This is a genomic window from Bradyrhizobium sp. LB14.3 (assembly GCF_040547985.1).
Lineage (GTDB): Bacteria > Pseudomonadota > Alphaproteobacteria > Rhizobiales > Xanthobacteraceae > Bradyrhizobium.
The window spans coordinates 607281-627921 of the sequence record NZ_JBEPQT010000002.1; the positions used below are offsets into that span (position 1 = coordinate 607281).

Here is a 20641-nt window from a genome sequence, read left to right on the forward strand (position 1 = left end):
GAGTTGGGGGAAGCTCGATGGCCAAGCAATCCGGGAGCACGGGTTCGGCCGGCAGTTCGACGCCGGGGGGATCGATCGCCACCATTCGCGCATCCGGCATCGAAGACACCGACATCAAAAATCCCGAACTCCTCCCACGCCTCGCGCAGGAGTGGACCTATCTCCTGCGGGTTCGCTCGCGCTGGGCTTCCGATTCCGACTTGCGCAAATCCATCGGCAAACGTGCCGCCAAGGACCTCGCCCGCGTGGGGGTGTCGTCCAAACGGTTGCAGGACCTGGCGCATGTAGACCGTATCGAGGTCGAACTGTACGACTGGGATCGTCAAGATAAAGAGGCTTGCGCGATCCACGAAGCCGCCTGCGAAATTCCCTGGGAATACCTGCTCAGCGCCGGCACGCGCACAGAGGGCCGTTACCACGGCACCTTGATCTCGCGGCTCTTCAGCAGCGGTTTTGCGAAGGTCAGGCCTCACCCCCCGAACAGCGTCCTTTTCGTCGAGAGCGCGCCCGGACGCTTCGGTGACAAGTACGACTTCAAGGACGAGGAACAGCGTATCGATGCCGCGGTCGCTGCATCCAACAGACCGGACGACGACCCATACCGCACGATTCTGCGAACACCCCAGAAAACTGAACTCGCCGAGAAAGTCCGCAGTGCGAACTGGGAAGCGATCCACGTCACCGGGGTCGATACTCACCATGCCGGGTGGATCATCGATGATTTCTATCCGAACATGAAGAAGAACAACGAGGCGCTCTTCAACACGATCATCGACAAGGCCGGACGGCTGCCTGATGGGATGATCCTTCGCCAGGCCCACGAAAGCGAGCTTCCCGTTCTGTACGAAGAGCTTGCCGAGACCCTTGTGAACCCAACCACCCCACCCCGGATCGTGACGCTCAATCTTTACTATTCCGGCGCGCGTATCGCGCGCGAGTTGGTCAGGAAGGGAGCCCATGTCGCTCTCGGTTTTCTCGACGAGATCGATGACGATGTCGCGGAGCTGTTCTTTCAAACATTCTATTGGAACTGGTGCCACGGAACGGATCAACTGATCCTGTCGATTCCGGATGCATTCCTGATGTCGTGGAAGGCGATGCCGTTGGACGTGCATGGCACATCGATCGTGATCTGGATGGGACGCAGTATTTTCGCGCCGGGCACCGAATCCATCCCGAAGCCGACGTTGAAATCCAGTCCGGCAAAGAGATCTAGTCCGGCAAAGAAGAAGGCATCTTCCCGAAAGAAGAGGGCAGCCTCATGATTCCGATCAAGGTGGACCTGGGGGTCGCTCCGGAAATCAACTACTCCCTGCTGCACAACAACAGGACCTTGCTCGATAAGTTGACGCTGACCCGGCTTATTCAGCATCCTGTCGATGCGATCACGATTCAAGTCGAGCTCTGCGTCGGCGCCGAGAACTACCCTTACCGCCTTACGATCCCGGTCATGACAGAGTTGCAGCTGCCGCTGTCCTCCAAGGTGATCGTTCCCCTCACCGCCAGCCTGACGCGCTCGCTGCATGAGCGGGTGCAGTCCGCGGTGTACGTGAAAGTGACTTGCGCAGGAGAGACGGCGTTCGAGGCAACCAGACGTGTCACGCTGATCCCCGTTGACGAATGGATCGATGACACCAAGAACAACCCGTGGCTGCCCTCCTTCGTGCTGCCCAGAGATCCCGCAATTCTTGCGATCATCCGCGCCTCGCGACGCTACCTGATCGGCATTCTCGACGATCCCGGAGCCGGGTTCGACGGCTATCAGCAGGACGAGGATGGCGCCGTCGACCGCCAGGTTCAAGCCATCTGGACCGCGCTCGTGAACGAGTATCGTTTCCAGTACATCAACCCTCCTCCTGCCTATTCCGAGCAGAGTCAGCGGCTGCGCACGCCGAGCGAGATCGTCGCGTCCAACACCGGCACCTGCATCGACCTCGCGCTGCTGCTCGCCTCGTGCCTCGAATATGTCGGCATCTTCCCAGTCGTAGTGCTGCTCAGCGGACATGCCTTCGTCGGCTATTGGCGATCGGAAGAGGCGCATGACGACTTCGTGGGCGTGATCAAGATACCGGCAACGGTGCCGAGCGTCGGGGACGCGGCCACCAGGGACGCGGGACTGCCCTACGTCGATCCCTACGGCTGGAGGCTCACCAAGATGAGTTACGCCGAGATCATGGCCTATGTGACGTCGGGCGACCTCGTGATGCTGGAAGCCACCTACCTGACCGGGGCCTACAGCTTCAAGGACGCGCAAACCGAAGGACGGGCCAATCTGCGTAGCCAAAAGGAATTCGACAGCATGCTCGACATCCAGCACGCACGAAGCCTGAGCGTCACCCCGCTTCCGATCATCGATGAATGACGGCATCGCACATGTCACAGTTTGTTGCGGAAGACCCCGGACGTTTCCTGTCGCAGATCAAGGCGGTCGCGGACAACGACGACCTGTTCGTGCCTCTTTATGTCGATCACGACGACAGAATGGACTCTGTCGCCGGCCTGCGCCGACGCAGACGGCGCGCGTCCAACACACCCGACGACAACATCCTTGCGGCTTCGCTGGTCGAGGAAAACGGTGTCCTGCGCTGGTATGACGGCGTTCCGGCACGCGCGGAAGCGCCACAGCGCCGTCGCCGCGCACGGCGGGCCGGAGGGCCGCCGCCACTTCCCGATCAGACGGTGATCCTGACCAAGGAGTTTCCAAGGCTCCAGCCGAACAGGGCCGCCGCAGCCATCGGCGCCATCGACATGCGCCTCAACTCCGCAATCGACGTCTCGCTGCGCTCACACATACGCCAGCTGCGGGGCGGCCCGTCCAACTTCGTCATCGACGCCGCCGATGCCCACGGTCCCTTCAAGGGGCGCACCTTGCTGCTGGTCCACGGCACCTTCTCGAGCGCCGTCAACATGATCGGCGAGTTCCAGGCCACCGCCGACGGCCAGGCGTTCCTTGGCTCCGCCCTGAACGGATCCAACAAGTACGATCAGGTTCTCGTCTTCGAGCACGCGACCCTTGCCGTCAGCCCGGTTCTGAATGCGCTCGAGCTTGGGCGCGCATTCGTCGATGCAATTGGACAAATCGACGTCATCGCCCATAGCCGCGGCGGCTTGATCGTGCGGTGGTGGCTGGAGGCGTTCGGCCGCTCGCTCGCCGCCACGACGCGCGTCGTCTTTGCGGGCTCGCCGCTCCACGGCACCTCGCTCGCCGCGCCCGACAAGCTCCAGCATGCGCTGAGCCTGCTTTCCAATATCGGCACCTTCGCCGAGAAAACGTTACAGCTCGCCGGTGGGGCCAATCCGTTCCTGTGGGTTGCCGGCAAGCTGGTCGAGGTGGTGATGACCGTCACCGGCACGCTTGCCCACACGCCGCTCCTTGACGGGCTGGTTGCGCTGGTTCCAGGGCTGTTCGGACAATCCATGATCGAAAACAATTACGAACTTAATCTGCTGCGGCTCGGTCCCTGCACGACTCAGCCCGCCTACTTCGTCGTGCAGTCGAATTTCGAGACGACGGATCCCGGCTGGCAGTTCTGGAAAAATTTCAGGGCACTGCGGATCGGCGACCTGGCCGCCGACGAAATCTTTCCCGACAAGAACGATCTCGTGGTCGATACGGTCTCGATGTCGGACCTGGGAGCGACGGGCTTCCCGCTCGCCATCCACGGCGTCGAGGATTTCGGCAACTCGCCCGACGTTTGGCACTGCAATTATTTTCGCCAGGCCAAAACCATCGGCTTCATCCGGCGCAGCTTGGCCTAATCCCCCGGAATCGACGGCTTTGTCGCATGCTCGCGGAACAGCGCGCGCAATTGCCGTCGCAGCGGCACCAGCGGCTTCGACGCGGCACCTGTACGCGCAGAAAGGTCGATGTCAGATCATATGGTAAATCATTCCTTAACCCACCCGCACCCCCAACCGGCCTGGAAAAGCGGCATTTCCCGGCCGTTTCCGCCCATAAGTATGCATTGGGAACAAACCTCACGGCCGAATTGTCGCGGATTTAAGGAAGCGCGAGCGGTTGCCGTTTAACCGTTTGTCCAGCGACGGCCGCGCATAGTCCGGGCAAAGCGCTTGCTCTTGCCAGGTTCATTCATTGTGACATCCTTTGGACGCGTGATTTCGGTTCGCGGATCGCTCGCGCGGGTCGGGCTGCTGGCTGAAAGCCGGATGCCGGACTCGGAAGTTCGGGCCACCGTCGGCCGTTTCGTCAGCATCCGCTGCGCCAGCTCGGTCATCGTCGCGATGATCACCGAGGTGTCCTGCGAGAACCTCTCGAGCACCGACAATTTGATCGCAATCGCCTCGGTGGACCTGCTGGGCGAAATCCTCAATGCCGCCGGCAAGGCCAAATTCCAGCGCGGCGTCACCAACTATCCGACCATCGGCGATTCCGTCGACCTGATCACGAGCCAGGAGCTGCGCACGATCTACGCGCCGACCGGCTCCGACCAGATCAATGTCGGCTTCCTTCAGCAGGATAGCTCCGTCGTCGCCTATGTCGACATCGAGGAAATGCTCTCCAAGCACTTCGCGGTCCTGGGATCGACCGGCGTCGGCAAATCGACCGGCGTGTCGCTGCTGCTCAACGAGATCCTCAAGGCACGCCCGAACCTGCGTATCTTCCTGCTCGACGTGCACAACGAATATGGACGCTGCTTCGGCGACCGCGCGCTGGTGCTCAACCCGCGCAATCTGAAACTGCCGTTCTGGCTGTTCAATTTCGAGGAAATCGTCGATGTGCTGTTCGGTGGCCGCGCCGGCGTGCCCGAGGAGCTCGACGTCCTCGCCGAGGTCATTCCGCTCGCCAAGGGCGTCTACACCCAGTACCAGAATGCCGACCGCATCGGCCTGAAGCGCATCGATCCCAAGCAGATCGGCTACACCGTCGACACGCCGGTGCCCTATCGCCTGGTCGATCTGATGTCGCTGATCGACGAGCGGATGGGCAAGCTCGAAAACCGCTCCTCCCGTATCATCTATCACAAGCTGATCTCCCGCATCGAGGCGGTCCGCAACGACCCGCGCTACGCCTTCATGTTCGACAACGCCAATGTCGGCGGTGACACCATGGCCGAGGTGATCAGCCATCTGTTCCGCCTGCCGGCCAACGGCAAGCCGATGACGGTGATGCAGCTCGCCGGCTTTCCGGCCGAGGTCATCGACTCCGTCGTCTCGGTGCTGTGCCGGATGGCCTTCGACTTCGGCCTGTGGAGCGACGGCGTTTCGCCGATGCTGTTCGTCTGCGAAGAGGCCCACCGCTACGCCTCCGCCGATCGCAATGTCGGTTTCGGGCCGACCCGCAAGGCGGTGTCGCGCATCGCCAAGGAAGGCCGCAAATACGGCGTCTATCTCGGCCTCATCACCCAGCGTCCCGCCGAACTCGACGCCACCATCATCTCCCAGTGCAACACGCTGTTCACGATGCGTCTTGCCAACGAACGCGACCAGGCGCTGCTCCGCGCCGCGGTGTCGGATGCGGCCGCGAACCTGCTCTCGTTCGTGCCCTCGCTCGGCACCCGCGAAGTGCTGGCGTTCGGCGAAGGTGTCGCACTGCCGACACGGCTGCGCTTCAAGGAGGTGCCGCCGCACCAGTTGCCGCGCGGCGAAGCCACCATCAGCAGCGTGCCGTCCGTCACCTCCGGTCACGACATGCATTTCGTCGGCGCCGTGCTCGAGCGCTGGCGTGGTGCCACCTCGCAGCGCGACGTGCCGAATGACCCGGTGTTCTCGGCGCCGCCGGCCAAGACGCTCTCCAACGTCGAGGCGCCGATGCTGCAACCGTCGATGGGGCTGGACCCGGACCGCTTCTCGCTGCTGAAGAAGCCACTGCGGTAAGGCAACGCTGGGTCCCCAACCTCGCAAGGGCGATAGCCCTTGGCCAAGTTGAGCACGACGCCCGCATCGACTATGGTTGCGGGCCCCAAGCCGGAATCCATACCAATGACAAAGTCCGCCGCGCAACGCTTCCCTGCTCCCGCCCTCGACGCGCTCCCCGACGATATCCGCACGCGCCTCCTCGCCGTACAGGAGAAGAGCGGCTTCGTGCCGAATGTGTTTTTGACACTGGCCTACCGCCCGGACGAGTTCCGCGCCTTCTTCGCCTATCATGACGCGCTGATGGAGAAGGACGGCGGACTCACCAAGGCCGAGCGCGAGATGATCGTGGTCGCGACCTCGGCCGCCAATCAGTGCCAGTATTGTGTGATCGCGCATGGCGCGATCCTGCGCATCCGCGCCAAGAACCCGCTTATTGCCGACCAGATCGCTACGAACTACCGCAAGGCCGACATCACGCCGCGGCAGAAGGCGATGCTCGACTTCGCGATGAAGGTCTCGGCCGACGCGCAGCGTACCTCCGAGGAGGATTTCGCAGCACTTGCCCCGCATGGCTTCAGCGACGATGACATCTGGGACATCGCCGCGATCTCCGCTTTCTTCGCGCTGTCGAACCGGCTCGCCAATTTCACCGGCATGCGGCCGAATGAAGAGTTCTATCTGATGGGACGCTTACCGAAGAAATGACCGAGCTCGACTGGCCCGAAATCCTTGCCCGTCTCGGCGCAGCGACTGTCGCCACCGGAGCGATCGGGCTCGACCGCGATCTGCACGGCAAGCCGATCGGACTGAAAACGCTCGGCATCGTCGGGCTCTCCACCGCGACCGTCGTGCTGCTGGCGGTGCAGTTCGCCGAGCCGGGCAAAATGACCGATGCCACGAGCCGGGTCATCCAGGGCATCCTCACCGGCATCGGCTTTCTCGGCGCCGGCGTCATCGTGCACGAGGGCCACCGCTTCCGCGTGCGCGGCCTGACCAGCGCCGCCTGCACCTTCCTCGCCGCCTGCATCGGCATCGCCTGCGGCGTGGGAGAATGGAAGATCGTCCTGGTGGCGCTGGCGCTCGCCTTCGTGCTGTTGACAGTCGGCCGCCGCATCGAGCGCCTTCTGCACCGGATGGTCGGCGGCAAGGACGAGGCGCACGAGACGGAAATGCCGGAACATTAGAGCGAGTTCTATACTGGCGGATCACCAGTTCGGTACCGGTGATACTGTGGCAACGCACTGGGCGCTGCATTCGAATGAGCCAGGATCGGAAAAGCCATCCTGGCGGGAGTCCGCGAGAACGCAGCGCACGTGTATGCGTTAGAACTGGGCTTGGCCTACAACGCCGGCGGGGCGACCACCAACGATGATAATGCCGCGTTCGGCAAGTGACCCGCCGCGTCCGTCCGGCGCGGTTACCGTGATAAGGTGCCGTCCGTCCTGCAATTGCGCGACGAGTTCGTACCCAAGACCTAGGTCGCCGTCCAGATCCGAATGCCACCGAATTTCATCGGACCGGACCACACCGAGCCCGCGGCAGTCGATCATCGCGCCCAACGGCACGGCGCCTGGCGCGATCGGACACTGGGGATCAGGCAGTCGCAGATAGAGCCGGCGACGGCTGCGCTGCAGCTCGAATTGAGAGCTGTCGGCGCTCGCGCTCCGAAATTCCGCGGTTGCGATGGCGCGGAAGAAACAGCGTTCGCCGCCGGGCAAGCGTTCGCTTTCCACCAGCACCTCGCCGTCTGGAGGATCAAACGCGACCGGTTGCCATGTCTCGCGATCATCACCGCTGAACAGCACGACTATCGACGGCTGGGCCCGCGGATGACGCGCGTGCACGCGTAGCGCGAGGAATTGGTCCCGCCGCTCGGGGCCGCTGATATCGACCTGCGGCGGTTCGCCCACTTCGAAAGTCGCGAGCGGTTCGCGGCCATCATGCAACGAGATGGCAGCGACTTCCTCGCTCGGCCATTCGATCGCTTCATGCAGATCGTAGAACGGCTCGCGGTCGAGCGGAACGGCTACACCTCCTCCACAACAGCCGCAGGTCGCTTGCGCGCGTGTGTAGAGACAATGATGAGTCGCAATGATCCGGCGATGGGCATCGAGCAGATCAACCGAGAGCGGCGAAATGGCGCCATCGCTCGGCCGCGATACCATGCCGGCGGCTTCGATCCGGTAAGCCTTGCGAATCTCGATGCGGTTCTCGTCGCTGACGCGGCGATGCACCCGCACTGCCAGGATCAGGAGCGAACGAACGCGACGCGGATCGGCCGGTGCGGATTGGTGATTCTCGCGCGCATTAAGGATCTTCAGATAGGTGTAGGGCGAGATCCACTGCTTCGACTTGTAGGACATGACGTCGGATGTGTCCGACGGGCCGAACAGCGTCGGCGGCGTCGTTCCTGGATCGATGCCGACTTCGCCGATGGAGGTCTTGCTTCCGCCATAGTTTGGATAGTTCGGGTCATCGCTGCTGTCGCCTGGCACCGCGACGTGGTTGCAGGTGAAGACGTGTCCCATCTCGTGGGCGAAAATGAAATCGTAGGCAAAACGTGTGTCGCTCCCCGCGAAGGCGGCGCCGACGCCTTCAGCGCGACCGCACCCCGTGTTGTAGGTGCCGGCAGCGGCGGGAACAGCTGCGCTCGGCACAAACGCGAAGACAATATCGCCGAGCTGGAACAGAGCGGTGAAGATGCGCGTGACAGCCAAGTCAGCGAGCAGGCCGGTCCACGCGGTGTTACAACCTCCACCCGTCGCGGCGGACGCAAATGCTGCCGAGCTGTTCGTCGATGTGCCAAGAATCGTCGTCTCAAAATAGGGAAACGGCAGCATCCGTTCGGCCGTGCGCATCGTGCTGAGCATAATCGCGTCGGCGGGGCTCGTAACGTTGCCGGAGCTGTCGGTCCAGTTGACCCTGGCGACGGCGACACGCGGCGGCCGCACATCCATAAAATCGATATAGCGCCCGGTCGTGGCGCGGTCCTGGGGCGCGGATAAAGCGCCGTCGCTGCCAGCACGCCAGAGCCGGACGGAGAGATAAAAGTGGCCGGTCCGGCAATACCATGCTGGCACGAAAAAATTCAGCGACGAATTGACGTGCGCGAGGTGGAACGCAAGCGCGCCGGGTCCACCAACTGGGACCGTCAACTCGTTGTCCCACAGCTCGCGCGAGAGCTCGTTACGCGCGCCGAGCCGGGCCCCGTCGGCGCGCGTAGGGCCGGTGCGGTAAACGATTCGATCGCCAACCGAAAGCACCAGCTCACCTGTAACGCGTGCGCCAGTGAGTGTGTCCGGCTCGGCAACGCCGGGCTGCACGTATGGATAGGCACGCACCACCAGCGGCTTGAGCGCAACGAGCGGGATCGAATTGTCGTCGCCGTAGCTGACGCCGACGGCGCCGTTGTACTGGATTGATTGGGTCAACTCGAGGCCGGCCAGCGCGAGGTGTCGCCTGGGCCAAAGTACGTCCGGAAGCTGATGCTGTGGATCCCAGGGGAGCGGTAGTTGCTCGAGATCCGGCTGCACTGGCTTGCCGCGAAAAGGGCCAGCAAGCTGCCGAGCGACCGCCGCCACGAGGGCGTCGAGTTCAGGACGATCTTGGGCGTTCATCTGGCGCTCCATGAGTGTCGGGCGCAATTTTCAAAGCGTCGGCCGCAACGTTACCGGGATCATGGAAAACTCTGCTATCCGCAGCACGCGGCGCTTTCAGCCCCCGCGGGTGTGATGCAGAACCCGGCGTGGATAAGTCTGAATGGACTACGCAAAGGTTCATTGGTTGGGGACCTATGTGAGGTTCCCAAGGCCGCTTCATCGCCTTCCCTTGCGCTGAAGCGTTTTCGAACGAAGTGGGTACCGACGCCCGGCCCTACTAACGCTGCGTTGCCTACGGGGTGCGACTATGCCGTTAGCGCTTCGCCATCAACTCGAGCGCCGGCGCAAAGCGCTCGGAAAATGTCAATGTCCTGGTGTGATGAACTGCGGCAAACGAGGCCGAGATCCCTGCTGAGGCGACCGCGAGCAAGGCAACGGCGAAAACCAGACGGCGCATTCCTGCCTCCTGTGTGAGCTCAATTACCTGAAAGATGGACCGGCTCTGTTTCAGGACCGCTTCATGGGGCGCGGGAAATGATTTCGCTCAAGCGGCTGTGATGAGGTCCGTTTTGTGGTGCCGCACGCCGTGCTGAAGTGAGCGTCTCGCCCTAATCATCCTCCGCCGGTCCGCACCAGCCGGGCAGATAGATCGCATCCTTGCTCTTGGCTGAGGACATCGCCTTCTCGAGCGACTTGTCGAAATCGGCATCCACCGCCTTGCGCGACAGTTTTCGGCGTAGATAGTCGGCCCACAGGAATTCGGAGAACGGCGTGGTGTCCTTGGCGAAGCCGCCCATGCGGCGAAGCTCACCGGCAAGGCTCCGGAACGGATCGTCCTTGAGATCGACGATCGATTTCGGCAAGTCGCGGAACGGCCGCCGCTCGCCTTTGGCGTCGTAGGGATAGACCCAGCGCTTGTTGTCCATCACGCCCCAGAACGCCTCGCGCTCGACCATCCTGAGGTCGCCGACGATGGTGACCAGCACTTCCTTGACGCCCTCGTCATGCAGCGCGCGACCGAGATGATGATGGTCGATCACGTAATAGCGCCCGTCGGGGCCGTGCACGACGGGGATCATGTGCCTGCCGAGCAGATCGGCCTGCTTCTTCTTGTCGTGCTCGCGCCAGCGCTTGCGCTTCTCCTTGACCTCGCGCATGCCGACCGTCATCTGCGTCGGCCGAAGCGACAGGATCGGCACCGGATGCACTCTCGGCTCGCGCGTGTTGGTGGTCATGGTCGAAGGGCCCTTCCATGGTTGCAACTGGTGGTTCAGGTTCCCTGGACTATGCCACGGGCTTCGCGCCGGCAAAATGCATTCAGCTGACCGCAGAGTTATTGCAACGCGCCTCCTGCATGCCCGGACGTCGGTTCCGTGATCACCGCAGCCCGAGCAGGATAGTGCGAATGCGCAATGCACGTGCGCGTTGAGAAGATTTTCTGCAACGCGTTCACCACGTATGCTATCTAAAAATCGCTGCTTCGGAGTGATCCCTGCACCATGAAAACCCAGCGGCCCATAAGCTCGGATGACGAGCACCGGGTGCTCCAGTTCAGGCCGCGCACCTCGCCTTCCCCGACGGCCTCCCGGGGCAACGGTACCGTGCAGCAATTGCGCGTCGGGCCCGAGCCGCTCGACCTGTCGCGCTACGAGCAGGCCCGCCCTGAACCGGACGATTTCCGCCATCGCATGCTCGCCAACATCGCAGCGCTGGCCTTCACCATCGCGCTGACCGCGATCGGGATCTGGCTTGCGGTGAGCATCGCCGATCTGCGCCGGACCCAGGATTGCGTGCTGATGGGCCGCCGCGACTGCCTCAAGATCACGACTCCGCACGCCTAGGCGAGATATCTGGCAGGGCCCGCGGCCGGTCCTCGACCGAACGGGTTCCCGCCGGCATCCCCAGCCCTGTCCCCACCCCATCCGGCTCCATTGAACTCAGGGCGGCGCTCCGATATACGGGCTTTCGACCCGGCCAGAGGGGGGTTGAGGGCGTCATCAGGGGCGCGATGCAGACCCACCGTTCCCCTCTGGAAAATCCGACAAATATCAGCAAAATATCAAAGGCTTAGTGATGTCCTCCACATTCGATCAGGTCGCTACGATCATCGCTGAAACCTGCGACATCCCGCGCGACACGATCACGCCGGATAGCCATGCCATCGACGACCTCGGCATCGACAGCCTCGATTTCCTGGACATCGCGTTCGCGATCGACAAGCAGTTCGGTATCAAGCTGCCGCTGGAAAAGTGGACCCAGGAGGTCAACGACGGCAAGGCGACCACCGAGCAGTATTTCGTGCTAAAGAACCTGTGCGCCCGCATCGACGAACTGGTTGCGGCCAAGGGCGCGAGCGCGTAAGCGCGCGGTCATGCAACTCGAATATTTCCACATGATTGATCGCGTCGTCGACCTCAACATCGACGCGCAGACGATTGTCGTCGAGGCGCTGGTCCCGAAGGAGAGCACCATCTTCGAGGGGCACTTCCCGGGCTATCCCCTGATGCCCGGCGTGCTCCTGATCGAATCGATGGCGCAGGCCTCGGGCTGGCTTCAGCTCGGCGTGCTCAAGTTCGAGCGCATGCCGATCCTTGCCGCCGTCAAGGAAGCCAAGGTCCGCGGTTCGGTGTTCCCCGGCGATCTCATGAGCATCGAGGCGAGCCTTTCGCATCAAGGCTCGGGCTACGCGATGACCGAGGCCAAGATCAAGGTCGGCGGCAAGCTGCGAGCGAATTCGACGTTGACCTTCACGCAGATTCCCTTCCCCAATGCGGATATGCGCGCCCACATGGACGCGGTCGCGAAACGGGTCGGCTTTCCGCAACAGGCCGTATCGCCATGACTGAGACTGCTTCGAAGCCCGGCCCGACGGAAGTCTGGATCACCGGCATTGGCCTTGCCACCTCGCTCGGCGAGGGCCTCGACGCCAACTGGGCCGCGCTTCAGGAGAAGCGCATCAATGTCGATGAGAAGGGCTTTGCGCCCTACATCGTGCATCCCCTGATGCCTGTTACCTACGACAGCCAGATACCCAAGAAGGGCGACCAGCGCCAGATGGAAGCCTGGCAGCGCATCGGCGTCTACGCCGCAGGCCTTGCGCTCGATTCCGCTGGCATCAAGGGCAACAAGGACATTCTGTCGAAGATCGACATGGTCGCCGCCGCCGGCGGCGGCGAGCGCGATCTCAACGTCGACACCGGCGTGCTCACGGCCGAGGCCAAGGGCGCCAACGCGCCCGGCTTCCTCAACGAACGCCTGATGAGCGATCTCAGGCCGACGCTGTTTTTGGCGCAGCTCTCCAACCTGCTCGCCGGCAACATCGCGATCGTCCACGGCATTGGCGGCACCTCGCGCACCTTCATGGGCGAAGAGGTGGCGGGCGCCGACGCCGCCCGCATCGCGCTTGCGCGCATCGCCTCGGGCGAGAGCGACATCGCGCTGATCGGCGGCTCGCATAATGGCGAGCGCAAGGACCTGATGGTCCTCTACGAGTTCGGTGACTTCAACCTGAAGGACAAGTTCGCTCCGGTGTGGGCGCGCGAGGACCACGCCGGCTTCGCGCTCGGCTCGGCCGGCGCGTTTCTGGTACTGGAATCGAAGGCGCATGCGGAAGCGCGTGGCGCAAAGCCGTTCGCAAAGCTGTCGAGCGTCGTTGCCGACCTCGCCCGCCGCAAGCAGCCCGGCGACATGGCCGCGACGCTGGAGAAGCTTTGGGCGAAGCTGCCGAAGCGCGACGGCAAGGGCGCGATCATATCCGGCGCGACCGGCGCGGAGCCCGCCACGAGCGAAGAGCGCGGCTTCCTGAAGGGCCACGCCGACTTCCCGGTGCGCTCGACCGGCACGATGTTCGGCCACACCATGGAAACGCAATTCCCGCTCGGCCTTGCGCTCGCGGCGCTGTCGATTTCGCGCGGCGCGCTGTTTCCGCCGAACGATTCGACCGGGACCGAGATTGAAATGCAGGGGGCGCCCACCCAGATTGTGGTCGTGGGGGCCGGACACTGGCGCGGCGAAGGCATGGCGCTGGTCGAGGCAGTTTAGTTAGCTCTATCGGGGGATCGACATGACTGCACCACGCGACAAACTCGGGCGTCCCGTCGTCGTCGTCACCGGCATGGGCATCATGACCTCGCTCGGTAACGGCAAAGGCGACAATTGGGCGAAGCTCGTCGCCGGTGAATCCGGAATTCGCACCATCACGCGCTTTCCGGTCGACGGCCTGAAAACCACGATGGCCGGCACCGTGGATTTCGTCAGCGTCGACCCGTTCTCCTCCACCGGTCTGTCCGAGCGAATGGCCGAACTGGTGACGGAGGAAGCGCTCGCGCAGGCCGGCATCGGCGCCAAGGCCGATTTCCCGGGTCCCCTCTTCCTGGCGGTTGCGCCGGTCGAGGTCGAATGGCCGCAGCGCCGTGAGCTCGGCCGCGCCGTCGGCGCGCTCGACTTCACCTATGACGATCTGCTGCGCATCTCCGGCGGCGGCAAATACAGCGCCTATCATCACCGCTTCATGTTCGGCTCGGTCGCCGCCCACCTCGCCGAGACCTTCGGTACCAAGGGCTCGCCGATCTCGCTGTCGACAGCCTGCGCTTCGGGCGCGACCTCGATCCAGCTCGGCGTCGAGGCGATCCGCCGCGGCGAGACCGACGCCGCGCTGTGCGTGGCGACCGACGGCACCGTGAATCCGGAGGCGCTGGTGCGCTTCTCGCTGCTCTCGGCGCTGTCGACCCAGAACGATCCGCCGCAGGCAGCCTCCCGCCCCTTCTCCAAGAACCGCGACGGCTTTGTCATGGCCGAAGGCGCCGGCGCCCTCGTGCTGGAAAGCTATGAAGCCGCCACCGCGCGCGGCGCAAAAATCCTCGGCGTGATCGCCGGCTGCGGCGAGCTCACCGATTCCTTCCATCGCACCCGCTCGTCGCCCGACGGCAAGCCGATCATCGGCTGCATGAACAAGACGCTGGCCGATGCCGGCATGACGCCGGACCAGATCGACCACATCAACGCGCACGGCACCGCGACGCCCGAGAACGACAAGATGGAGTACAATACGACATCGGCGGTGTTCGGCGAGCTCGTGCAAAAGATTCCGGTCACCTCCAACAAGTCGATGGTCGGCCACACCATCTCGGCCGCAGGCGCGGTCGAGGCGATCTTCTCGCTGCTGACGCTGGAGCATCAGCGCATCCCGCCGACGATCAACTACGACAATCCGGATCCCACGATCCTGTTCGACGTCGTCGGCAACAAGGCGCGCGACGCCCGCGTCACCGCGGTGATGTCGAACTCGTTCGGCTTCGGCGGCCAGAACGCATCGCTGATCCTGACCCGCGAACCGGCCTGACCGGCCGCATGGCGCTGCTTCCTGCGAGGACGAAGGCCCGCGCGCGGGAGGTCGCCAAGTCGATCGGCGGCAGCCTGGTCGGCGCCGCGACCGTCGGCATGCTGCGCACCACGCGCTATTTCGATCCGGCCAAGACCTCGGACTTTTTCGCGCGCGTCACCAAGCTGATCGGGCCGCGCCTGCGCGAGCATCGGATCGGCCGCGCCAACCTCACAGCCGCCTTTCCGGAAAAGTCGGCGGAGGAGATCGAATCCATCCTGATGGGCGTCTGGGACAATCTCGGCCGCGTCGGCGCCGAATTCGCCCATATGGACCACGTCTGGGACTATGACCGCGATCATCCGGAAAACAGCCGGATCGAATTGCCCAAGCATAGCATCGAGCTGTTCGACCGCATCCGCGACGACGGCAAGCCGGCGCTGATCTTCGCAGCCCATCTGTCGAACTGGGAATTGCCTGCGCTCGCGGCGGTTGCGCATGGGCTCGACACGGCGATCCTCTACCGCCGGCCGAACATTGCTTCCGCCGACCGCATCATTCAGGAGATGCGCCAGGTCAACATGGGCACGCTGATCCCGGCGGGACGCGACGCGCCGCTACGGCTCGCGCAGGCGCTGAAGGACGGCAAGCACGTCGCCATGCTGATCGACCAGTATCTGACCGGCGGCGTCGAGGTTACCTTCTTCGGCCGCAAGACCCGCGCCAATCCGATGTTGGCGCGCCTCTTGCGCCAGGTCGACTGTCCCATCCATGGCGTCCGCATTATCCGCCTGCCCGGCAACCGTTTCCGCGCCGAACTGACGGAAGAGATCCCGCCGGTGCGCGACGCCGACGGCAAGATCGACATCCAGGGCACGACGCAGGCGATCACGAACGTGGTGGAAGGCTGGGTCCGCGAGCATCCCGAGCAGTGGCTATGGCTGCATCGGAGATGGCGGTAGCGGGCTCGCCGCTCCGCGGTGGCCGGCTTGTCCCCGCCATCCACGCATCGCCACGCGGCAGGAAAGACGTGGATGCCCGGACAAGCCCGTGCATGACGACTGAGCAGGATGCGTCCGCTCCTCCCAACCCCTCAGCGCCCCGTTTTCACCTTGGTCCACAGTCGATTGATCACCCGCTGCGTCGCCGGATCGCGCGCCGTGATAACGAACAACTTTGAGAGTGTCGCCTCGTCCGGATAGACGTTCTTGTCGCCGAGGATCTTCGGATCGACGAGCTTCTGGCTGGCGAGGTTGCCGTTGGCGTAGGACAGGAAGTCCGAGTTCTTGGCGGCGACGTCCGGGCGGTAGAGATAGTTGATCAGCTCGTAGGCTTCCTTGACGTTCTTGGCATCCGCGGGGATCGCGAGATTGTCGAAGAACATCTGGGCGCCTTCTTTCGGGATCGTGTAGCCGATCTCGATGCCGCCCTTCGCCTCGGCCGCACGGGCGCGGGCCTGCATGATGTCGCCGGACCAGCCCACCACGAAGCAGATCTCGCCGGTCGCGAGCGCGCTTAAATATTCAGACGAGTGAAACTTGCGCACAGAGGGGCGCACCTTGGCGACGACGTCCGCGGCCTTCTCGAGGTCAGCCTGCTTGGTCGAGTTCGGGTCGAGCCCGAGCCAGCTCAGCGCCGCCGGAAAGATGTCGTCGGCGGAATCGAGCATGTGCACGCCGCAATCCCTAAACTTGGCGAGGTTCTCCGGCTTGAATACCATGTCCCAGCTGTCGATCTTCGCATCAGGCCCGAGGATCGCCTTCAACTTGGCGACGTTGTAGCCGATGCCCGTCGTGCCCCACATGTAGTTGGCGGCGTAGACGTTGCCGGGATCGTAGATCGCGAGACGTTCGGTCACCACGGGCCAGGCATTGCCAAGGTTCGGCAGCTTCGACTTGTCGAGCTTCTGGAAGATGTTGGCCTTGATCTGGCGCTGGAGGAAATAAGCCGTCGGTACCACGACGTCATAGCCGGACTTACCGGCCATCAGGCGCGTCTCCAGCGTCTCGTTGGCATCAAACGTGTCGTAGACCACCTTGATGCCGGTCTCCTTGGTGAAGGCATCGAGGACGTCAGGCGCCACGTAGTTCGACCAGTTGTAGAAGTTGACGACCCGCTCCTCGGCCCCGGCGGAACCCGGGAGCCACGCCAGCGCCGCGGCGAACGCGAGACCAAGGCGAGCCCCTGAGCGGCCGACGTTCGTCATCTCCCTACCTCTTGCGCCTGCGCACCGCGTCCGACAGCCGCTCCAGCGCTGTGTCGAGCGTCTCGTCCTTCTTGGCAAAGCAGAAGCGCACCACCGAGGTCACGGGGTCCTGCTCGTAGAAGGCCGAGACCGGGATGGCCGCGACCTTGTAGTCCTTCACGATCCGCCAGCAGAACTCGGTGTCGCTCTCGTTGAGCCCGAGCGGCGACAGGTCGACGGTGAGGAAGTAGGTGCCCTGCGACTTCAGCACCGGGAAGCCGAGGCTCTCCAGCCCCTTGGCGAGGCGGTCCCTGCTCCGCGTCAGGTCCTTGCGCATCGACAGGAAATACTCGTCTGGCTTGCCGAGACCATAGGCAACGGCGGCCTGGAGGTTCGGCGCGGTGGTGAAGGTCAGGAACTGGTGCACCTTGGCCGCGACGCGCAGCAGCGGCGGCGCGGCGCAGACGAAGCCGATCTTCCAGCCCGTCAGCGAGAATATCTTCCCGGCCGAGCCGACCTTGATGGTGCGATCGCGCATGCCGGGGATCGTGATCAGCGGGATGTGCTTGTGCTCGTCGAAGGTGACGTGCTCCCAGACCTCGTCGCAGATCGCGATGACGTCGAACTCCTGGCAGTAGCGCGCAAGCAGCTCGAGGTCCTCGCGCGGAAACACCACCGCGGACGGATTCAGGGGATTGTTGAAGAGCACCGCCTTGGTCTTTGAAGTGAAGACGCTTTTCAGCATCTCCTCATTCAGCCGCCAATGCGGCGGCTCGAGCCGGACCAGGCGCGGAATGCCGCCGGCCTGGCGGATGATCGGCAGATAGGAATCGTACACCGGCTGGAAGCACACCACCTCGTCGCCGGGCTGGACCACCGCGAGGATGGCCGAAGTCAGCGCCTCGGTGCCGCCGGAGGTCACCATCACCTCGCTCATCGGATCGAGCTTGAGGCCATGCCAATGGTCGTAGTGCGTGGCGATCGCCTGGCGCAGCTCCGGCAGGCCCATCATCGACGGGTACTGGTTGTAGCCGTTCAGCGATGCATCGGCCGCGGCGCGGCGGATGTCCTCAGGACCGGGATCGTCGGGAAAGCCCTGCCCGAGATTGATGGCGGCATTGTCGCGCGCGGCCTGCGACATCGCCTCGAAGATGGTGACGGGAAGGTCGGCGAAAACGTTGTTCAGGGACGAGCTCTTGGTCATCGGCCGGTCAGCCACCGACCTTGCTGGGAAGACCCGCCGCCTTCCAGCCCAACATGCCGCCGGCCAGATGCTTGTCATACGGCAGGCCTGCCGCCTGCGCCGCGAGCGAGGCCGTGACCGAGCGTTTGCCGGAGCGGCAGGCGAACACGACCTCCTTGCCGGCGGGATCGGGGATCGCCTTGGGATCGAAGGTCGAGAGCGGCACGACGACACCGTAGGGATAGGCCTCGGCTTCCACCTCGTTCGGCTCGCGAACGTCGACGAGGAGATAGCGGCCCTCCGCGACACCCTTGGAGACCTCGTCCGGGGTCAGATCCTGTACCTGGTTTGCCATATCATCCTCCAACGTCGCAGCCGCATCCGGGGTGATCCCCGCGGGCGGCAACCTCGCCTCTCGGTGAGCGAAAATCAAGCGCTACAAAGGCTTGGGCTCATCCGTGCAAGTTAAAGTTAAATCGCAGCCACTTGAAGTGCGACCCTCAAATGGAGGATCAGATCGTGACCTGGGTTCCGACCTCGACCACGCGACCGCTGGGGATCTGGAAATAGTCGGTGGCGTCGTTGGCGGAACGGCTGAGCGAGATGAACAGCCGGTCCTGCCAGCGCGGCATGCCGGAATGGGCGGCCGGCTTGAGCGCCCTCCGCGACAGGAAGAACGAGGTCGACATGATGTCGAACTGCCAGCCGAGCTTGCGGGCGATCGCCAGCGCCTTCGGCACGTTGGGCGATTCCATGAAGCCGAACTTCAGCGTCACTTTGGAGAAGGTCGGCGAGATCTGCTCCAGCCTCACCCGTTCGGCCGGATTGATGCGCGGGGTCTGCGCGGTCTCGATGGTGAGAATGACGTTCTTCTCATGCAGCACCTTGTAGTGCTTCAGACTATGCATTAGCGCGGTCGGGGCGCTGAGGGGATCGCTGGTCAGGAACACCGCGGTACCAGGTACGCGCTGCGGCGGCCGCTTCTCCAGCATCGCCACGAGGTCGGCGAGGGGGAATTCGAGCTTGCGCGACTTCTCGAACAACAGCCGGCTGCCGCGTCGCCACGTGTACATCAGGATGATCATGAGCGCGCCGAGCGCCAGCGGCACCCAGCCGCCCTCGAACACCTTGAGCAAATTGGCGGCCAGGAACGTGAGATCTAAGAACAGGAACGGCGCGATCAGGGCGGCAGCCGTGAACGGCGACCACTTCCAGACCTTCCAGATCACGACGAAACCCATCATCGCCGTGACGACCATGGTGCCCGTGACGGAGATGCCATAGGCCGAGGCCAGCGCGCTGGAGGAGCGGAACAAGAGCACCAGCAGCACCACCGCGAGCAGCAGGAGCTGGTTGATGCGCGGGATGAAGATCTGGCCCGAATGGGCTTCAGACGTATGGCGAATTTCAAAGCGCGGCAGCAGGCCGAGTTGGATCGCCTGGCGTGTCAGCGAATAGGCGCCGGTGATGACCGCCTGGCTCGCGATGACAGTTGCGGCGGTCGCCAGCACGACCATGCAGCCGCGGAAAAAGCCTTGCGGAAAGAGCTGGAAGAACGGGCTCACGATCGCACCGGGATCGCCGAGCACGAGGGCGCCCTGCCCCAGATAGTTCAGCGCCAGCGACGGCAGCACGATGGACAGCCAGGCGATCTGGATCGGCCGCTTGCCGAAATGGCCGAGGTCGGCATAGAGCGCCTCGGCACCGGTGACCGCCAGGAACACCGCGCCCAGCGTCACGAAGCCGATGATGCCGTGGTGGAACATGAAGGACACGGCGTAGAGCGGGTTCAGCGCGTACAGCACCTGCGGCTGCTCGATGATCGGGTGGATCGCCGCTGCCGCGATGACCGCGAACCAGACGCACATAATCGGGCCGAAGAAGGCGGCGACGCGAGCTGTGCCGCGGGACTGCACGGCGAACAGTCCGACCAGGATGATGATGGTCAGCGGTACGATGTAGGGCTCGAAGCGCAGCGTGACGTCCTTCATGCCTTCGATCGCCGACAGCACCGAGAGCGCCGGCGTAATCACGGCGTCGCCGTAGAACAGGGCGCCGGAAATGATGCCGAGCAGGACGATGGTGGCTCCGCCAGTGCCGACCGCACGCTGGGCCAGCGCCATCAGCGCCAGCGTGCCGCCCTCGCCGTTGTTGTCGGCGCGGAGCAGGATCACGACGTATTTGAGCGTCACCACGACGATGAGCGCCCACAGGATCAGTGAGAGCACGCCGAGCACGGCCGCTTGCGTCGGCACGCCCTCCACGCCGGAAGCCGCCATCACCGCCTCGCGGAACGCGTAGAGCGGGCTGGTGCCGATATCGCCATAGACGACGCCGATGCTGCCGAGCGTCAGCGCACCGAAACGGGCGGTCGTGTGGGCATCGCCATGCCCATTGGCCGCCGCCGTTTCCGGGGCGGAAATCGCTAGGTCACTTGTCATGGGAGAGCCTGGTGGCCTCTAGAATGCTTCACTGCACAATGGCGGAAGGGCGCGCGGCTTATAGGCCTGCGCTATCGGCATAGCCTAGCCTGATTC

General features: G+C 63.7%; 19 protein-coding genes. 12 read left to right on the top strand and 7 right to left on the bottom strand.

Annotated features, from left to right (window positions below; translation table 11 throughout):
- Positions 1-17: 17 nt before the first annotated feature.
- From ABIB00_RS06700 to ABIB00_RS06725, 6 genes are all read left to right on the top strand, one after another.
- Positions 18-1265 carry a hypothetical protein gene (locus tag ABIB00_RS06700; protein ID WP_354103800.1) on the top strand — a complete coding sequence of 416 codons (1248 nt, stop codon included), beginning with the start codon at positions 18-20 and terminating at the stop codon, positions 1263-1265.
- Positions 1262-2362, top strand: coding sequence for a transglutaminase-like domain-containing protein (locus ABIB00_RS06705; RefSeq protein WP_354103801.1), 1101 nt, complete (start codon positions 1262-1264; stop codon positions 2360-2362). Before ABIB00_RS06700 ends, ABIB00_RS06705 begins: the two co-directional genes overlap by 4 nt.
- A gap of 11 nt (positions 2363-2373) precedes the next feature.
- Positions 2374-3759 carry an esterase/lipase family protein gene (locus ABIB00_RS06710; RefSeq protein ID WP_354103802.1) on the top strand — a complete coding sequence of 462 codons (1386 nt, stop codon included), beginning with the start codon at positions 2374-2376 and terminating at the stop codon, positions 3757-3759.
- Between the two features lie 336 nt (positions 3760-4095).
- Positions 4096-5835: an ATP-binding protein gene (locus ABIB00_RS06715; RefSeq protein ID WP_247345535.1), complete on the top strand. Its 1740-nt coding sequence runs from the start codon at positions 4096-4098 to the stop codon at positions 5833-5835.
- A 105-nt stretch (positions 5836-5940) separates the two neighbouring features.
- Complete coding sequence (locus ABIB00_RS06720) at positions 5941-6522, top strand: peroxidase-related enzyme (RefSeq protein WP_247345533.1); 582 nt, start codon at positions 5941-5943, stop codon at positions 6520-6522.
- A complete protein-coding gene (locus ABIB00_RS06725) occupies positions 6519-7001 on the top strand; it encodes an MgtC/SapB family protein (RefSeq protein WP_354103803.1) in 483 nt (160 codons plus the stop codon). Before ABIB00_RS06720 ends, ABIB00_RS06725 begins: the two co-directional genes overlap by 4 nt.
- A 138-nt stretch (positions 7002-7139) precedes the next feature.
- Here ABIB00_RS06725 and ABIB00_RS06730 read toward each other — a convergent pair whose 3' ends face one another.
- The 3 genes from ABIB00_RS06730 to ABIB00_RS06740 all read right to left on the bottom strand — a co-directional run bounded on the left by ABIB00_RS06730 (position 7140) and on the right by ABIB00_RS06740 (position 10651).
- Positions 7140-9446: a hypothetical protein gene (locus tag ABIB00_RS06730; protein WP_354103804.1), complete on the bottom strand. Its 2307-nt coding sequence runs from the start codon at positions 9444-9446 to the stop codon at positions 7140-7142.
- 283 nt (positions 9447-9729) lie between these two features.
- Positions 9730-9873, bottom strand: coding sequence for a hypothetical protein (locus tag ABIB00_RS06735; RefSeq protein ID WP_247446726.1), 144 nt, complete (start codon positions 9871-9873; stop codon positions 9730-9732).
- 151 nt (positions 9874-10024) lie between these two features.
- Positions 10025-10651, bottom strand: a complete 627-nt coding sequence (locus ABIB00_RS06740; RefSeq protein ID WP_354103805.1) for a ParB-like protein — start codon at positions 10649-10651, stop codon at positions 10025-10027.
- Between the two features lie 264 nt (positions 10652-10915).
- Between ABIB00_RS06740 and ABIB00_RS06745 the strand changes: the two genes are divergently transcribed.
- The 6 genes from ABIB00_RS06745 (at position 10916) to ABIB00_RS06770 (ending at position 15698) form a co-directional block, all read left to right on the top strand.
- Positions 10916-11257: a hypothetical protein gene (locus ABIB00_RS06745; protein WP_247345517.1), complete on the top strand. Its 342-nt coding sequence runs from the start codon at positions 10916-10918 to the stop codon at positions 11255-11257.
- A 232-nt stretch (positions 11258-11489) separates the two neighbouring features.
- A complete protein-coding gene (locus tag ABIB00_RS06750; protein WP_007592476.1) occupies positions 11490-11777 on the top strand; it encodes an acyl carrier protein in 288 nt (95 codons plus the stop codon).
- Between the two features lie 10 nt (positions 11778-11787).
- Entirely contained in the window at positions 11788-12258 is a 471-nt protein-coding gene (locus ABIB00_RS06755) for a 3-hydroxyacyl-ACP dehydratase FabZ family protein (RefSeq protein WP_354103806.1), read from the top strand.
- Positions 12255-13457 carry a beta-ketoacyl-ACP synthase gene (locus ABIB00_RS06760; RefSeq protein ID WP_247446723.1) on the top strand — a complete coding sequence of 401 codons (1203 nt, stop codon included), beginning with the start codon at positions 12255-12257 and terminating at the stop codon, positions 13455-13457. The genes ABIB00_RS06755 and ABIB00_RS06760 overlap by 4 nt, the downstream gene beginning before the upstream one ends.
- 22 nt (positions 13458-13479) lie before the next feature.
- Positions 13480-14757 (top strand): beta-ketoacyl-ACP synthase, encoded by a 1278-nt coding sequence (locus tag ABIB00_RS06765; protein WP_247345509.1) that lies wholly within the window; start codon positions 13480-13482, stop codon positions 14755-14757.
- A gap of 8 nt (positions 14758-14765) precedes the next feature.
- Positions 14766-15698 carry a lipid A biosynthesis lauroyl acyltransferase gene (locus ABIB00_RS06770; protein ID WP_354103807.1) on the top strand — a complete coding sequence of 311 codons (933 nt, stop codon included), beginning with the start codon at positions 14766-14768 and terminating at the stop codon, positions 15696-15698.
- Between the two features lie 131 nt (positions 15699-15829).
- Here ABIB00_RS06770 and ABIB00_RS06775 read toward each other — a convergent pair whose 3' ends face one another.
- From ABIB00_RS06775 to ABIB00_RS06790, 4 genes are all read right to left on the bottom strand, one after another.
- Positions 15830-16942, bottom strand: coding sequence for a polyamine ABC transporter substrate-binding protein (locus ABIB00_RS06775; RefSeq protein ID WP_354103808.1), 1113 nt, complete (start codon positions 16940-16942; stop codon positions 15830-15832).
- A gap of 4 nt (positions 16943-16946) precedes the next feature.
- Positions 16947-18125, bottom strand: a complete 1179-nt coding sequence (locus ABIB00_RS06780) for an aminotransferase (RefSeq protein WP_354103809.1) — start codon at positions 18123-18125, stop codon at positions 16947-16949.
- 7 nt (positions 18126-18132) lie between these two features.
- Positions 18133-18459, bottom strand: coding sequence for a rhodanese-like domain-containing protein (locus ABIB00_RS06785; RefSeq protein WP_015686918.1), 327 nt, complete (start codon positions 18457-18459; stop codon positions 18133-18135).
- Positions 18460-18616: 157 nt separating this feature from the next.
- Entirely contained in the window at positions 18617-20545 is a 1929-nt protein-coding gene (locus tag ABIB00_RS06790) for a potassium transporter Kup (protein ID WP_354103810.1), read from the bottom strand.
- Positions 20546-20641: the final 96 nt, after the last annotated feature.

What these genes read in the sequence shown, in the direction of transcription:
- ABIB00_RS06735 (WP_247446726.1), bottom strand. Translation starts at nt 9,873, where the DNA reads ATGCGCCGTCTGGTTTTCGCCGTTGCCTTGCTCGCGGTCGCCTCAGCA.
- ABIB00_RS06790 (WP_354103810.1), bottom strand. Translation starts at nt 20,545, where the DNA reads ATGACAAGTGACCTAGCGATTTCCGCCCCGGAAACGGCGGCGGCCAAT.
- ABIB00_RS06725 (WP_354103803.1), top strand. Translation starts at nt 6,519, where the DNA reads ATGACCGAGCTCGACTGGCCCGAAATCCTTGCCCGTCTCGGCGCAGCG.
- ABIB00_RS06710 (WP_354103802.1), top strand. Translation starts at nt 2,374, where the DNA reads ATGTCACAGTTTGTTGCGGAAGACCCCGGACGTTTCCTGTCGCAGATC.
- ABIB00_RS06785 (WP_015686918.1), bottom strand. Translation starts at nt 18,459, where the DNA reads ATGGCAAACCAGGTACAGGATCTGACCCCGGACGAGGTCTCCAAGGGT.
- ABIB00_RS06755 (WP_354103806.1), top strand. Translation starts at nt 11,788, where the DNA reads ATGCAACTCGAATATTTCCACATGATTGATCGCGTCGTCGACCTCAAC.
- ABIB00_RS06705 (WP_354103801.1), top strand. Translation starts at nt 1,262, where the DNA reads ATGATTCCGATCAAGGTGGACCTGGGGGTCGCTCCGGAAATCAACTAC.
- ABIB00_RS06775 (WP_354103808.1), bottom strand. Translation starts at nt 16,942, where the DNA reads ATGACGAACGTCGGCCGCTCAGGGGCTCGCCTTGGTCTCGCGTTCGCC.
- ABIB00_RS06700 (WP_354103800.1), top strand. Translation starts at nt 18, where the DNA reads ATGGCCAAGCAATCCGGGAGCACGGGTTCGGCCGGCAGTTCGACGCCG.
- ABIB00_RS06730 (WP_354103804.1), bottom strand. Translation starts at nt 9,446, where the DNA reads ATGGAGCGCCAGATGAACGCCCAAGATCGTCCTGAACTCGACGCCCTC.
- ABIB00_RS06765 (WP_247345509.1), top strand. Translation starts at nt 13,480, where the DNA reads ATGACTGCACCACGCGACAAACTCGGGCGTCCCGTCGTCGTCGTCACC.
- ABIB00_RS06760 (WP_247446723.1), top strand. Translation starts at nt 12,255, where the DNA reads ATGACTGAGACTGCTTCGAAGCCCGGCCCGACGGAAGTCTGGATCACC.
- ABIB00_RS06745 (WP_247345517.1), top strand. Translation starts at nt 10,916, where the DNA reads ATGAAAACCCAGCGGCCCATAAGCTCGGATGACGAGCACCGGGTGCTC.
- ABIB00_RS06750 (WP_007592476.1), top strand. Translation starts at nt 11,490, where the DNA reads ATGTCCTCCACATTCGATCAGGTCGCTACGATCATCGCTGAAACCTGC.
- ABIB00_RS06740 (WP_354103805.1), bottom strand. Translation starts at nt 10,651, where the DNA reads ATGACCACCAACACGCGCGAGCCGAGAGTGCATCCGGTGCCGATCCTG.
- ABIB00_RS06720 (WP_247345533.1), top strand. Translation starts at nt 5,941, where the DNA reads ATGACAAAGTCCGCCGCGCAACGCTTCCCTGCTCCCGCCCTCGACGCG.
- ABIB00_RS06770 (WP_354103807.1), top strand. Translation starts at nt 14,766, where the DNA reads ATGGCGCTGCTTCCTGCGAGGACGAAGGCCCGCGCGCGGGAGGTCGCC.
- ABIB00_RS06780 (WP_354103809.1), bottom strand. Translation starts at nt 18,125, where the DNA reads ATGACCAAGAGCTCGTCCCTGAACAACGTTTTCGCCGACCTTCCCGTC.